Raw genomic sequence first — 13,828 nt, 5'->3', positions numbered from 1 at the left:
CGCCGACCACGGCGCGCCCCACCCGCGGACACCATCAGGAGATCCTCGCCATGACGGACTACTCGGTCCTCGTCCCGTTCGTGCCCCGCAGGCCCGAACAGCTGCTGCCCTTCGCCGGTCTCGTCCGGTGGACCGGAGCGCACCGCCTCTGGCAGGGGCAGGGCATGATCACCGAACCCCACCAGGGCTTCGCCCACGCGGCGGGGGCGGGGTTCCGGGTGCCGACCGGGCTGGGCGTGACGCTGATGCCGATGCGGCACCCCTACGAGGCGGCGCTGCAGGCCAAGTCCCTGTCGCTGACGACCGGCGAGTCGGTGGTCGCGGGGTTCGGCCCGGGGTCCCGGGACCTGCAGCGGGCGATGCGCGGCGAGCCGTACCGCAGCCCGCTCACCGCGTCCCGGGAGTATCTGACCGCCGTGCGGGCGGCCCTCACCGGGACGCCCGAGGCACTGGACGGGGAGTACTGGCACCAGGCGGGCAGGATCGCGCCGCTGCCGGGGCCCCGGATCGACCTCGGGCTCGGGGTGCTGCGGCCGAAGATGGCCGAGGTGGCCGGGGAACTGGCCGACGTGGCGATCACCTGGCTCACCCCGGCCCGCTACCTCGCCCGGCACCTGGTGCCCGCGCTGGCCGCGGGGGCGCGACGGGCCGGCCGGCCGGCGCCGAGGGTCACGGCCATCGTGCCCGTCGCCCTGACCGGTGACGACCGCGACCCCGCCCGTCTCGCCCTGGCCTCCAACGGGGCGCACCTGGGACTCCCGCACTATCGGGACATGCTGCGCCGCGGCGGTGTGGCCCTGCCCGACGGCGGCTTCGCCGACGGGGACGAGACCGCGCAGGCCCTCGCGCTCGTGAAGGGCGACGCGTTCCTGTACGGCACCGCCGAGGAGGTGCGGGAGAAACTCGCGGCCTACACCGAGGCCGGCGTCGACGAGATCGTCCTCAACGTGACGGGCGTGGCGTCGCTGCACGGCCCGCAGGCCGCGTCGCAGGAGCTGAAGGCGCTGCTCGCCTCGCTCGGCCTCGCCTGACGGCGCGCCACCGCACCGTTCCCTCCCGGTCCCTCCCTCCGTAGGGCCTCCTCCTCTTCCGTACGGCCTCCGACCGGGCCGATCCCACTCCCGAGGTAGTCATGTTCATGCCAGAAATCGCCGTGCCGGCGATCGAATGGGGCACCGGACGCCCCTGGCCCGGACGGTCCCGCCCGCACGGCGCCCCCGCCACCGTCGTCCTCGCCGACGCCGCCTGCCTGCCCCGCCTGCTGGCCTCCGCGCTCACCGCCGCCGGCACCACCGTCCTCGTCCCGCACACCGAACCCGGCCTCACCACCGACCACGACGGCGTCACCGTCCTCACCTACGAGGGCGACCTCACCGGCGACGGCACCGGCGAAGCCGGACTGCACCCCGACTTCTACCTCCACACCCTGCGCTACGAGCGGCCCGGCCTGCACCCGCCGCTCGCCCCCACCCTGCTGCGGGCCGACGGCGACGCCGGCCTGGACGCCTACCTGGCGGACGCCGACCGGGCCCGCACCGAGGGCGACTTCGCCCCCCTCCCGACCCACCCCGCCGTACGGCTCGCGGACCACCGCGCGCTGGGTGCGGCACCCGACGGCGACGGCCCGCTCCTGCGGCTGCACGTCACCCCCGACGGCACGGTCTCCACCACCCCGGGCGGCACTCCGCTCGGTGACCTCGGCTCCACCCCCGGGGAACTGGACCGGGCCTGGCGGGCCGCCCCCGGCCCGCACCCCGAGGTCGTCCGACGGCCCTGGCTCGGCCGGTACCTGGCGGCCGTGGACGCGGTGCGCGCCGCCCGCACCCGCGGACTCGACCGGATCCGTGTCTCCGGATTCGGCCCCCGCCCCGGCCCCGCGACGGACCCGGACGCCGCGGCCGACGCCACGGACCCGGCACTCCCGCTCCTGCTGCGCGACGGCGACCGAGCCCTGGTCCACGATCCGCGCAGCGGCCGGACCGTCTCGCTGTCCGCCGACGCCGCGCACGCCGCCGAGGCGCTGCTGACCACCGGGGACGCGGAGCGGGCCTCCCGCCACGCCGACCCCGCCGCCGTCGCCGCCGTCGACACCTGGTTCGGCGCCACCGGCATCCCCCTGACCCACGGCCCCGCCACCGGCCCGGCCGACCGGACCCCTCCCCACCGCCACGAGGAGCTCGCCCGATGAGTACGCTGCTCAGCCCCGCCCGCGCGGGCACCCCCCTCACCGGCCGCGCCGGCGCCGCCGTCGACGCGCTCGGCGACCGGGCCCGGATCTGCGACCTGTACGACGCCCACGGCAGCCGCGTCTACCACGACATCTGCGGCCGGACCACCCAGGAAGTCCCCGAGATCCTCGCCGCCGTACGCGGCACCGACGGGCCCGTCCTCGACCTCGCCGCGGGCTCCGGCCGCCTCACCTTCCCGCTGCTGGCCGCCGGCCACCAGGTCACCGCGCTGGAACTCTCCCCCGACATGCTCGCCCTGCTGCGGGCCGGCCTCACCAACGCCCCCGACGAGGTGCGGCGCCGCTGCGACAGCGTCGAGGCCGACATGAGCGACTTCCGGCTCGACCGCCGCTACGGGGTCGTGCTGCTCGGCACCACCACCATCTCCCTCCTCCCCGACGAGGACCGCCCCGGCCTCTACCGGTGCGTCCGCGACCACCTCGCCCCCGGCGGCCGCTTCCTGCTCACCACCGTCGACGTCGACCCCGCGGCGGACGGCACCGACGAGTCCGAGATCCCCGTCACCGGCGCCCGCGGCCACGGCTACCTGATGTACGAGCAGTGGAGCCCCGGCGCGGCCACCCGCACCGTCACCGTGCTCCCGCAGCCCGTGCCCGCCGACGGCCCCGTCACCGTCGCCACCACCACCATCGGCGTCCTGCCCGCCCGGCAGGTCACCGCCGAACTCGAGGCGGCCGGCTTCACCGTCGTCGCCACCACTCCCATCGGACAGGGCACCGGACGCCACCACGACGTCCTGATCGAGGCCGAGGTGCGGCGATGAGCTACCAGGCCCTGTGGACCAGCCTGGTCCCGCCCTCCCAGCACGGCCGCGACGACCTGTGCGCCGTCTCCGCCGAGGGCATGCGCATCCGCTTCAGCGACGGACGGGAACTCCTCGACGGCGACAGCGGACTGTGGAACGCCAACCTCGGCCACGGCAACACCGTCATCGCCGACGCCATCGCCCAGGCCCTGCACGAGGCTTCCTACCTGAGCATCTTCCGCTACGAGCACACCTGGGCCCGCCGGGCCGCCGACGCCCTCGTCGACCTCGCCGGCGCCGACCACTACGGCCGGGTCATCTTCTCCACCTCCGGCGGCTCCGCCAACGACCTGGTGATGAAGACCGCCCGCCACTACCACGCCCTGCGCGGCGACGACACCCGCAACGTGATCGTCGGCCTGCGCGGCAGCTACCACGGACTCACCTACGGCTCGTTCTCCCTCACCGGGGAGAACCTCGGGCAGCGCCTCTACGGCGTCGACGGCCGCCTCGTCCGGCACGTCCACCCCAACGACCCCGCCTCCGTCACCGACCTGATGGAACGCCACGGGGAGCGGATCGCCGCCGTCGTGGTCGAACCGGTCCTCGGCAGCGGTGCCGTCCCGCTGGAGGACGACTACGTCGACACCCTGCTGCGCCTGCGTGACGAGCACGGCTTCCTGCTGGTCGCCGACGAGGTCGCCACCGGATTCGGCCGCACCGGCGACATGTTCGCCTCCCAGCGCTGGACCGCCCGGCCCGACCTCCTCGTCACCTCCAAGGGCCTCACCAACGGCACCTGCGCCGCCTCGGCCGTGATCGTCTCCCGCGGCGTCGCCGACGCCTTCCAGCGGGCCGACGCCATGCTCACCCACGGCGAGACCCAGGCCGGCACCCCCGCCACCTGCGCCGCGATCCTCGCCACCATCGACGAGATGCGCCGCCTGGACGCCGTCGCCCGCGGCCGCAGGCTCGCCGAACGCCTCGACGACGAACTCACCGCCCTCGTCGCCGGCCACGCCCTCATCGGCTCCACCACCGGCATCGGACTCTTCCGCTCGATCCGCGTCGTCACCCCCTCCGGCGAACCCCTGCCGCAGCACCAGGTCATGGACCTCGTCGCCCGCATCCGCGAGGCCGGCGCCATCGTCCACCCCGGCATCAACGGTGTGCAGCTGCTGCCGCCGCTGATCTGCGGCGACGAGGACCTGGCCGAGCTCGTACGGCGCGTCCGCACCGGCATCGAGGCCCACGCCGCCGGCGTGGCCGCCCCCGGCCGCGCCGCCCGCCTCGCGGGAGCACGGCCGTGAACCTCCCCTGGTCCGGGCCGACCCGCCTGCTGCTGGGCGCCGAGGGCCTCGCCGACTGGCTGTCGTACGCCCCGGCCGGCCGCACCTCGCTCCTCGTCGACCCCGCCCTCACCGGCTCCCGGATCACCGCCCTGGTGGAAGGCGAGCTGGAGCGCGCCGGACACCTCGTCCACCGCCTGGCCCCCGACGGGCCCGGCGACGCCACGGAGATCCTCGCCCTCGCGGCACGCACCGCACGCTCCGACCTGATCGTCGCCGTCGGCGGCGGGACCTGCGTGGACCGGGCCAAACTCGCCCTGGTCGCCCAGGACAGCCCCGCGGCGGCACAGGCCCTGCGCGACACGTCCCGCTGCGGACTGCTCGCCCTCGGCCCGCGCGTCCGGCGCGTCCGGCCCCTGCTGGCCGTGCCGACCACCGTCGGGCCCGGGTCGGAGATCAGCAGGGTGGCGTGCATGCCGCACCGGCAGGGCAAACGCCTGGTCTCCGCGGAGGCGCTCACCCCCGACGCGGCCCTGCTGGACGCCGCGGCCACCGAGACCCTGCCCGCCGACCTGCTCCAGGAGGGCGTGCTGGAGGCGCTGTTCCGCACGGTCACCCCCTACGCGGGCGACCACAAGGACCTGCCCGTCGAGGACGCCTTCTGCGAGGCGGCCGCCGAACAGCTCGCCGGCCTGGGCCACCGGGCCGCCGCACTGCGCGAGCGGGGACGGCCGGCCGACGCGGCGCTGCGGCTCGACCTCGCCCGGCTCAGCGGACTGACCCACGCCACCTGGATGCGGCTCGGCCGCACCCCCTTCACCACGGAGGGCTGGATCATCGCCAACGAGCTGTCCACGGCGCTCGGCGTGCGCAAGATGACGGCGGTCGCCGCCCTCCTGCCGCACCTGTGGCGAGCCGTCCTGGACGGCGACGAACGGTACGGCTCGGCGGCCCGGCTGCGCCACATCTGGGACCGCGTCCGCCGCGGCACACCGCAGCCGCTGTCCGCCGACCCCGCCCGCGGCATCGTCGGCCTCATGGACGGCTGGGGCATCGGCCGGCACGTCACGGCCCCGCCGCAGCGGCTGGCGGCCGTGGCCCGGCAGACCACCCGGGCCTGGGGGGCCGGCCTGCCGATGCTCGGCGGCCTCCTCACCGCAGACGTCGAGGCCCTGCTGCGACGGGCCGTCGACGCACCCCGCACCACATCGGTCCTCCGCGCCGCGTGACGGCGCGGACCGGACCGGCGCCCTCGCCGGCCGGACAGCCGCACCACCGCACCACCACCGCACCCGCCTGTGACACGAAGGAGTTCGCGATGAGCGAGCAGCGCGACGAGAAGACCACCGAGGTCACGGCCTCGAAGCCCGAGGACGGTCTGGAGCTGGGTCTGCAGGAGCTGGAGGCGCTGGAGGCGCCGGGCTTCTGGACCGGCTTCTCGGCCGGCACCGCCGTCAGCGGCGCGGCCATCGCCTCCGCCGCGATCGTCGCCACCTGATCCGGCCGGACCACCCCGGCCACCGGACCACCTGTCCGTATCAACCCGTCCTTTTCATCGAGGAGTCAGCAATGTCCGAGATCAACGAGCAGTCCGTGACCGCCGCCGTCGAGGAGCAGGACCTGGAGCTGGGCCTGCAGGAGCTGGAGACGCTGGAGGCCCCGGGCTGGGTCACCATCGGCGGCTTCTCGGCCGGTGTCTCCGCCGCCGCCTCGGCCGCGGTCATCTCGGCCACGATCGTCACCTGATCCGGCCGTTCACCCCGCCCCTTCCCCCCTTTCTTCCCGAGGAGTTCGCGATGAGCGAGCAGTACGACGAGAAGTCCGCCGAGGTCACGGCCTCGAAGCCCGAGGACGGTCTGGAGCTGGGTCTGCAGGAGCTGGAGGCGCTGGAGGCGCCGGGCTTCTGGACCGGCTTCTCCGCCGGCACCGCCGTCAGCGCCGCGGCGATCGCCTCCGCCGCGATCGCCACCTGATCCGGCCGCACCACCCCGATCACCCTCCGTATCAACCCGTCTTTCTCATCGAGGAGTCAGCAATGTCCGAGATCAACGAGCAGTCCGTGACCGCCGCCGTCGAGGAGCAGGACCTGGAGCTGGGCCTGCAGGAGCTGGAGACGCTGGAGGCCCCGGGCTGGGTCACCATCGGCGGCTTCTCGGCCGGTGTCTCCGCCGCCGCCTCGGCCGCGGTCATCTCGGCCACGATCGTCACCTGATCCGGCCCTTCACCCCGACACCCCCACCCACCAGGGAGTTCGCGATGAGCGAGCCGTACGACGACAGGACCGCCGAGGTCACGGCCACGAGCCCGCAGGACGGTCTGGAGCTGGGTCTGCAGGAGCTGGAGGCGCTGGAGGCGCCGGGCTTCTGGACCGGCTTCTCCGCCGCGGCGAGCGTCTCGGCCGTCGTCTCCGCCACCGCCGTCATCACCTGACGCCACCGTCGTCATCACCTGACGCCACCGTCGTCATCCCCGATCGGCCGGCGCCACCCCACCACCACCCACCCCATGAATTCCACGAAGGAGTTCGCGATGAGCGAGCAGTACGAGAAGTCCGCCGAGGTCACGGCCTCGAACCCGCAGGACGGTCTGGAGCTGGGTCTGCAGGAGCTGGAGGCGCTGGAGGCGCCGGGCTTCTGGACCGGCTTCTCGGCCGGCACCGCGGTCAGCGGCGCGGCCATCGCCTCCGCCGCGATCGTCGCCACCTGATCCGCCCTCCGGCAGCACCCACCACGGGACACCCGGACTCACCCACGGGAAAGGACGCCACGACATGAGCGACCACAGGTCCGACGACCGGACCACCACCGCCGCCTTCGAGGAGCAGGACCTGGAGCTCGGCCTCCAGGAACTGGAGGCCCTGGAGGCACCGGGCTGGGGCACCATCGGCGGGATCTCCGCCGGGGCGAGCGTCTCGGCTCTCGTCTCCGCCGCGGTCGTCATCACCTGACGCCGCATCCGCCCCGCGGCGGATCACCGCAGCCGTCGAGTGAGCCAGGGCCCCCGGCCGGGACCACCTCCCGGCCGGGGCCCGGCCCCGGCGCCCCCGCTCGACACCCCCACCGCAAGGAGCCGCGATGAGCACCACCCCGGCGATCTCCCTCACCGGACTCACCAAGAAGTTCAAGGACGTCACCGCCGTCGACGACCTCACCGTCGACATCCGCGCGGGCCGCGTCACCGGACTCCTCGGCCGCAACGGCGCCGGGAAGACCACCACCCTCCGCATGCTGCTCGGCCTGGCCGGGCCCACCGCCGGCCACGCCACCGTGCTCGGCCGTCCCTACGGCGAACTGCCGCGCGCCGCCCACCGGGTCGGCGTCGCCATGGACGCCATCGGCCCCGTCACCGGCTCCACGGTCCGCGGGGAACTCCTCGTCTGGACGGCCTGCCTCGGCCTCGACCGGCGCCGCACCGACGAGGTCATCGGACTCACCGGACTCACCGGCGCCGAGGACCGGCCCGTGTCCGGCTGCTCGACCGGCATGAAGCAGCGGCTGGCCCTCGCCACCGCCCTGCTCGCCGACCCCGAGGTCCTCGTCCTCGACGAACCCGCCAACGGCCTCGACCCCGACGGCATCCGCTGGCTGCGCGACACCCTGCGGGAACTCGCCGCCGAGGGACGCACGGTCCTCGTCTCCAGCCACCAGCTCGCCGAGGTCGAACAGACCGTCGACGACGTCGTCGTCGTGCAGCGCACCCTGCGCTACGCCGGCACCCTCGCCGACCTGACCGACGGCGGCGCGCACCGCCTGGAGGAGCGCTTCTTCCACCTCGTCGACGCACCCGAGAGGGCCCTCACCCATGCGTAACCTCGTCCACGGGGAACTCCGCAAGGCCGTCACCGGCCGCACCTGGTGGATCCTGATGCTGGCCGGCACGTTCCTGTGCCTGCTGTCCACCTTCGGCTTCGCCTCCGAGGGCCACAAGGCCGTCGCGGCGGGCGGCTCCGCCGCCGACGTCACCAACGACATCGCCCGCGCGTGGATGATGATGTTCCTCTTCGCGTCGCTGTCCGGCGCGATCCTCGTCACCCGCGAGTACGGGACCGGCACCGTCGCCCGCTCCGTCCTGCTGGCCGGATCCCGCGGCCGGCTGCTCGCCGCCAAGACCGCGGTCGCCACCGCCGCCGGAGCGGCCTTCGGCCTGCTGGCCGCCGGACTCGGCGCCCTCGCCTGCGCCTTCGCCGGAGCCCCCTACGGAGACAGCGCCGCGTTCACCCGCGAGACGTGGCTGATCCTCGCGGGCGTCTTCGCCTGCTCCGTCCTGGCCGCCCCCTGGGGAGCGCTGCTCGGCTGGATCGTCCGCAACCAGGTCTCCGCCGTCGCCCTGCTGATCACCCTCACCCTCGTCGTCGACCCCGGCGTCCAGGCCCTCGCCCCGGAGGCCGCCCAGTACCTGCTGACCATCGCGATGAGCTCCGTCTACCGGGACGTCAAGCCGGACCTGCTGCCGGTCCCCTGGGCCTTCGCCGCCATCGCCGGATGGCTCACCGCCGCCTGGTTCGCCGCGCGTCGTCTGCTGACGACCCGCGACATCGTCTGAAGCCCGAGGTGCCGACCCCATGCCCACACTCACCCTCACCCGCCCGAAGCCACCCGCGGCCCCCGCCGCGCCCGACCTGGAACACCCCCGCACCGCCTCCCACGTGGCGGTCCACGAGCCCGCCGAACAGGACGCCCCCTGGGTCGTCCAGCGCGGCGAGACCCAGCACTTCCGGGTCGGCGCCGATCTCGCCCGGCTGATCCGCGCCCTCGACGGCACCCGCGACCACCGCGAACTCGCCGACACCCTGGGCACCCCGTGGACCGCCGACGACATCGGCACCGCCGTCAGGTCCCTGGCCGACAAGAAGCTGCTCGACGACGGCACCCCGCCGCGCAAGGTCCGCCGGGTCAAGCTGGTGCCGCCGCTGACCGTCCAGTTCACGGTCCTCAGACCGGACCGGCTGCTGCGCCGGATGGCCCCGCTGACCCGGCTGCTGTTCCGCCGCTCCGTCTCCGTCGCCGCCACCGTGATCGCCCTCGGCGGCCTGCTGGCCCTCGCCGTGTGCTCGCCCCAGCTCGGCGACGCCGTGTCCCGGCCCATGCACCTCACGGCCTACCTCGCGGTGGTCGTCGGCATCGTCGCCACGACCGCCGTCCACGAGTTCGCCCACGGCGCCGTCCTCACCCACCACGGCGGCCGCCCCACCCGCATGGGCTTCATGCTCTTCTACATGTCGCCGGCGTTCTTCTGCGACGTCTCGGACGGCTGGCGGCTCGGACAGCCCCGGCACCGCGTGCAGATCGCCCTCGCCGGCGTGTTCGTGCAGGCCGTCGCCGCCGGCGCCGCCGCGATCGCCGCGCTGTTCGTCCCCGCGGACAGCGGCTGGCGGGGCCCGCTGCTGGTGATGGCGCTCACCACGTACATCACCTGCGCCGTCAACCTGCTGCCGCTGGTCAAACTCGACGGCTACATCGCCCTGATGAGCCACCTCGACATCTCGCACCTGCGCGAGAAGGCCATGACGGACGCCCTGGCCGCCCTCTCCCGGGCCGCCTTCGGGGGCCACTACCGCCGCGAGCTGCCCGGCAAGCCGTGGGCCGTGCCGTACGGGCTGGCGTGCCTGCTGTTCCCCCTGTACCTCGTCGGCACCGCGCTGACCCTCTGGTCGGGGATGCTGCAACGGCTCGGCTTCACCGGCGCGGCCCTCTTCGCCCTCGGCATCGGCTACCTGCTGTGGCGGCTCGCCAAGGGCTACGTCAAGCTCGCCGTCACCGCCCGCCGGTCCGGCGCCCGCCCTGCACGCGTCCTCGCCGTCAGTCTCGCCGGAGCCGCCCTGATCGCGGCCGCCGCCGCCGGGATCAAGGTCCCCGCGACCTACTCCGCCGGCTACACCGTCGCCGACGACGGCACGGTCAGCCTCGTCGTGCAGGACGGCAGCGGCGGCGGACAGCTGCTGACCGAGGGCGCCCGCGTCGAGCTGCGCCGCAACGGCCTGCTGTCCCGGCCCCTGCTGGCCACCGGCCGGCTGGAGTCGGTGGCCTCGAAACCGCAGACCGCGCCGCTGTCCGCGCTGATCCCGGTGTCCGGCGGGTCCGACCTGCTGCCGGTGCGCGGCTACCCGCTCACGGTGGACGGCGTCCCCGCAGAGCGGTCGGGGGTCGCCGAGGTCGACGCCGGAACGCACCCGCTGGGCACGTGGCTCGCCGTCACCTACCTCAGCCCCCTCCTGCCGTAGGGCCTCCCGTCCGCGGACCGGGCCGTGGCCCCGCGCGCCCGGTCCGGCCCGGACCAGGAGGCCCGGCGCGGGCCCGCCGCGGGCCCGCGCCACCCGTCCCATCCCATCGGAGAGCCTGGAGAGACCGTCCATGAGCCTGCGTCACATCGCCTACTGCCCGCCCGGAACCGTCTACTTCGACAAGCCCACCGCCGGCCCGGCCGGCGGCGAGGAGTACCCGCTCGTCGGCGCCACGCTCCCCGAGGGCTGGACCCGCAGCCAGATCAGCGAGTGGACGTGCATCGGGCCGCCACAGCCGGACATCCCGCTGCAGGGCTGGAAGATCCACGTCTCGGCGACCCTGGAGTCCGCCGGCGAGGTGCTCGACATCGTGCGCGACTACTGCTTCGCCCACCCGATGATGTTCAAGTTCCTCACCAGCCCCACCATGCTGATGCTGCGCAACAGCAAGTACGGGGACCGCGGCAGCAGCGGCAAGTTCATCACCATGTACCCGCGGGACGAGGAACACCTCGCCACCGTCCTGCACGAGCTCGGCGCGCTGCTGGAGGGCCGGGACGGCCCGTACATCCTCAGCGACCTGCGCTGGAGGTCCGGCCCGCTGTACGTCCGCTACGGCGGGTTCGCCGCCCGGCTCTCCCGCCAGCCCGGCGGCGAGACGGTGCACTGCATCGAGGACCCCGAGGGGCGGCTGGTGCCGGACGTCCGCGGCCCGTCCTTCAAGCCGCCGGCCTGGGTCGAACTGCCCGGAGTGGTCCGCGAGGCACTCGCCGAGCGGGCCCGCGGCGGCGGCCTCGGCGACTTCCCGTTCCGGATCACGCAGGCCCTGCACTTCTCCAACGGCGGCGGCGTCTACAAGGCGACCGACACCCGCGACGGCCGGGAGGTCCTGGTCAAGGAAGGCCGCCCGCACGCCGGCCTGGACCAGTCCGGCGACGACGCCGTCACCCGCCTCCAGCGCGAGCACGACGCGATGATCGCCCTGGAGGGACTCGACGCCTTCCCCAGGGTGCTCGACTACCGCAAGGGCAGCCAGCACTGGTTCCTCACCCGCGAGTACGTCGACGGCAAGCAGCTCGGCGGCGAGATGGTCCGCCTCAACCCGGTCGTCCACTCGGCCACCGACCGCAGCGAGACCCTCGACCCCGCCGCCTACACGGTGTGGGCGCTCGACGTCCTCGACCGGATCGAGGCCGCCGTGGCGACCATGCACGAGCGCGGCCTGGTCTTCGGCGACCTGCACCCCAACAACGTGCTGATCCGCCCCGACGGCACCGTCGCCTTCATCGACCTGGAGACCACCCGGCCCGCCGAGGGCCACAGCGGCCAGGCCATGGGCGCCCCCGGCTACTGCGCCCCCGCCGGCACCACCGGCACCGACGTGGACCGCTACGCCCTCGGCTGCCTGCGGCTGAGCGTCTTCCTGCCGCTGACCACCCTCATGCCGTGGGACCCGGCCAAGGCCGAGCAGCTCATCGAACTCGTCCGCGAGCGCTTCCCCGTCCCCGCCGACTTCGCGGACCGGGTCCGTGCCGAACTGTCCCTGGACGCCGCCGGCCCGGAACCGGCCGAGCCGCTCTGGCCCGTCCCCGCCACCGGCCCGGACGGCTTCGCCGACGCCGGGGAACTGGCCGCGCTCGCCGGCCGGGTCGCCGACGGCATCCTCGCCACCGCCACCCCCGAGCGGGAGGACCGTCTCTTCCCGGGTGACATCGAGCAGTTCTCGCACCCCGGCGGCGGTCTGTCCGTCGCGCACGGCGCGGCCGGTGTGCTGTGGGCGCTGCACGGTGCCGGCCGGGACGTCCCCGGGGAGTACGTCGACTGGCTGGCCGACGCCGCCCGTACGGTGGACCAGCCCCGCCCGGGACTGTACGACGGGCTGTCCGGCATCGCCTGCGCCCTGCACGTCCTCGGCCGCACCGCCGAAGCCGCCGGACTCCTGGACCGGGCCGTGGACCTGCCCCGGGACGAGGCCGGTGACAGCCTGCACTCCGGCACGGCGGGGCTCGGCCTCGCACTGCTGGAGCTCGGCCGGACCGAGGAGGCGCGGGTACTGGCCGTGTCGCTCGCCGAGCGCATCGGCCTCGGCGCGGGGGACATACCGGCGGACGGACCGTCCGCGCAGGACGCGCAGCAGGACCGGCGGGACAGGCGGCACCTGCCCGGCCTCCTCCACGGCGGCGCCGGCCAGGCCCTGTTCCTGCTGCGGGTGGCCGCACTGCTGCCCGGGGACGGGGCCGAGGCGCTGGTGGACACCGCGGCGCGGATCCTGCGCCACGACCTGGTCGCCTCGGGGCGCCTGCCCGGCGGGCCGGAGGTGCTGGAACAGGCCCCCTGGCGCGGACCGCACATCGCCTGCGGCAGCGCCGGCCAGGCCATCGTGCTGCACGAGCTGCTGCGGCACCGCGAGGACGCCGGGCTGCGGGCCGTGTACGAGGACATGCGCACGGACCTCACCACCGACTACCACCCGGGCATCGGTCTCTTCACGGGCCGCGCCGGCGCCATGGCCGCCCTGCTGCACACCCACGACGGCGGCGAGCGGGCCCTTGCCACCCTGCACGCCCAGCTCGCGGGCCTCGGCTGGCACGCCGTACCGCACGACGGGACGCTGGCCTTCCTCGGCGAGCACTCCCTGCGGCTGTCCACCGACCTGGCGACCGGCTCGGCGGGTGTGCTGGCGGTCCTGGCCTCGCTGGGGACGGACCGGCGTGCCGCGCTGCCGTTCCTGGGCCTGGCGGGGGTCGCGGCGCCCGTCGGCTGATCCGCGTCCCGTGCCGTCCACCGTTCCCGCACCCCCTCAGGAGCTCCGCCCCATGCCGACCGCCCACCGTGTGCGTATCGAGGTCACCGCACAGGCGCCCTCGGGCGCGGCCTCGGAGACGGCCGCCGTCCGGCTGGTCGCCCTGCTCCCGCCGGGGTGGACGGCGCGCCTGCTGGGCTGCACCCCCACCTCGGCGTCGCTCCTCGTCACCCCCTCCGCGGAACTCTCCGCGGAGGGGGCGGCGGCGGTGGTGGAGGAGATCCTGCGCCGGCCGCCCCTGCGGGGCTGGGCGCGCACCCGGGAGGCCGTGGGCGGGGCCGGCTGAGCACCGGCGCGACGCGGCGACCCCGGGGGCGGTGGGGGTGCCGTCCTCGGGGTCGCCGGGGTGTCGCGGGGTGCGCGGGGGTCAGAGATTGACGCCGTTGGCGCGCAGGAAGCTCGCGGGGTTGATCGCGGAGCCGTAGTTCGGAGTGGTGCGGATCTCGAAGTGCAGGTGGGGACCGCTGGAGTTGCCGGTGTTGCCGGACAGGGCGATCTTCTGGCCGGTCTTGACGACCTGGC

The 13,828-nt window shown here is 74.8% G+C and carries 18 protein-coding genes; 17 read left to right on the top strand and 1 reads right to left on the bottom strand.

Annotated elements, in window-relative coordinates; translation table 11 throughout:
* The first annotated feature begins 50 nt into the window (after positions 1–50).
* From IE118_RS28405 to IE118_RS28325, 17 genes are all read left to right on the top strand, one after another.
* On the top strand, positions 51–1,031 hold the full coding sequence (locus IE118_RS28405; RefSeq protein ID WP_189560941.1) for an LLM class flavin-dependent oxidoreductase: 981 nt from the start codon (positions 51–53) through the stop codon (positions 1,029–1,031).
* A 107-nt stretch (positions 1,032–1,138) separates the two neighbouring features.
* Positions 1,139–2,188, top strand: coding sequence for a daptide biosynthesis RiPP recognition protein (gene mpaB / locus IE118_RS28400; protein ID WP_189560940.1), 1,050 nt, complete (start codon positions 1,139–1,141; stop codon positions 2,186–2,188).
* A complete protein-coding gene (mpaM, locus tag IE118_RS28395) occupies positions 2,185–3,012 on the top strand; it encodes a daptide-type RiPP biosynthesis methyltransferase (RefSeq protein ID WP_189560939.1) in 828 nt (275 codons plus the stop codon). The genes mpaB and mpaM overlap by 4 nt, the downstream gene beginning before the upstream one ends.
* Positions 3,009–4,304, top strand: coding sequence for a daptide-type RiPP biosynthesis aminotransferase (mpaD, locus tag IE118_RS28390; protein WP_189560938.1), 1,296 nt, complete (start codon positions 3,009–3,011; stop codon positions 4,302–4,304). Before mpaM ends, mpaD begins: the two co-directional genes overlap by 4 nt.
* A complete protein-coding gene (gene mpaC, locus IE118_RS28385) occupies positions 4,301–5,512 on the top strand; it encodes a daptide-type RiPP biosynthesis dehydogenase (RefSeq protein ID WP_189560937.1) in 1,212 nt (403 codons plus the stop codon). The genes mpaD and mpaC overlap by 4 nt, the downstream gene beginning before the upstream one ends.
* Positions 5,513–5,601: 89 nt before the next feature.
* Complete coding sequence (locus IE118_RS28380; RefSeq protein ID WP_189560936.1) at positions 5,602–5,781, top strand: daptide-type RiPP; 180 nt, start codon at positions 5,602–5,604, stop codon at positions 5,779–5,781.
* Between the two features lie 71 nt (positions 5,782–5,852).
* Positions 5,853–6,029 (top strand): daptide-type RiPP, encoded by a 177-nt coding sequence (locus tag IE118_RS28375; protein ID WP_189560934.1) that lies wholly within the window; start codon positions 5,853–5,855, stop codon positions 6,027–6,029.
* A gap of 50 nt (positions 6,030–6,079) precedes the next feature.
* Positions 6,080–6,256, top strand: coding sequence for a daptide-type RiPP (locus tag IE118_RS28370; protein WP_189560935.1), 177 nt, complete (start codon positions 6,080–6,082; stop codon positions 6,254–6,256).
* A 62-nt stretch (positions 6,257–6,318) separates the two neighbouring features.
* Positions 6,319–6,495 (top strand): daptide-type RiPP, encoded by a 177-nt coding sequence (locus tag IE118_RS28365; protein WP_189560934.1) that lies wholly within the window; start codon positions 6,319–6,321, stop codon positions 6,493–6,495.
* A 44-nt stretch (positions 6,496–6,539) separates the two neighbouring features.
* Complete coding sequence (locus IE118_RS28360; protein ID WP_189560933.1) at positions 6,540–6,713, top strand: daptide-type RiPP; 174 nt, start codon at positions 6,540–6,542, stop codon at positions 6,711–6,713.
* Positions 6,714–6,788: 75 nt separating this feature from the next.
* Positions 6,789–6,989 (top strand): daptide-type RiPP, encoded by a 201-nt coding sequence (locus IE118_RS28355; protein ID WP_189561100.1) that lies wholly within the window; start codon positions 6,789–6,791, stop codon positions 6,987–6,989.
* Between the two features lie 64 nt (positions 6,990–7,053).
* The gene (locus IE118_RS28350; RefSeq protein ID WP_189560932.1) at positions 7,054–7,230 is read left to right on the top strand and encodes a daptide-type RiPP; all 177 of its coding nucleotides are present in this window, start codon (positions 7,054–7,056) and stop codon (positions 7,228–7,230) included.
* A gap of 127 nt (positions 7,231–7,357) precedes the next feature.
* Positions 7,358–8,092, top strand: coding sequence for an ABC transporter ATP-binding protein (locus tag IE118_RS28345; RefSeq protein ID WP_189560931.1), 735 nt, complete (start codon positions 7,358–7,360; stop codon positions 8,090–8,092).
* Positions 8,085–8,825, top strand: coding sequence for an ABC transporter permease (locus tag IE118_RS28340; RefSeq protein ID WP_189560930.1), 741 nt, complete (start codon positions 8,085–8,087; stop codon positions 8,823–8,825). The genes IE118_RS28345 and IE118_RS28340 overlap by 8 nt, the downstream gene beginning before the upstream one ends.
* Before the next feature lie 19 nt (positions 8,826–8,844).
* On the top strand, positions 8,845–10,503 hold the full coding sequence (gene mpaP, locus IE118_RS28335) for a daptide biosynthesis intramembrane metalloprotease (RefSeq protein ID WP_189560929.1): 1,659 nt from the start codon (positions 8,845–8,847) through the stop codon (positions 10,501–10,503).
* A gap of 130 nt (positions 10,504–10,633) precedes the next feature.
* Positions 10,634–13,267 carry a class III lanthionine synthetase LanKC gene (gene lanKC / locus IE118_RS28330; protein ID WP_189560928.1) on the top strand — a complete coding sequence of 878 codons (2,634 nt, stop codon included), beginning with the start codon at positions 10,634–10,636 and terminating at the stop codon, positions 13,265–13,267.
* A 52-nt stretch (positions 13,268–13,319) separates the two neighbouring features.
* Positions 13,320–13,592 (top strand): hypothetical protein, encoded by a 273-nt coding sequence (locus IE118_RS28325; protein WP_189560927.1) that lies wholly within the window; start codon positions 13,320–13,322, stop codon positions 13,590–13,592.
* A gap of 81 nt (positions 13,593–13,673) precedes the next feature.
* On the opposite strand, the gene IE118_RS28320 is transcribed toward IE118_RS28325, so the two are convergent.
* The coding region (locus tag IE118_RS28320) for a M23 family metallopeptidase (protein WP_189560926.1) at positions 13,674–13,828 on the bottom strand (155 nt) is incomplete at its 5' end.

This window comes from Streptomyces pilosus (genome assembly GCF_014649835.1).
Taxonomy (GTDB): Bacteria; Actinomycetota; Actinomycetes; order Streptomycetales; family Streptomycetaceae; genus Streptomyces; species Streptomyces pilosus.
This window is presented reverse-complemented; position numbering and strand designations above follow the sequence as displayed.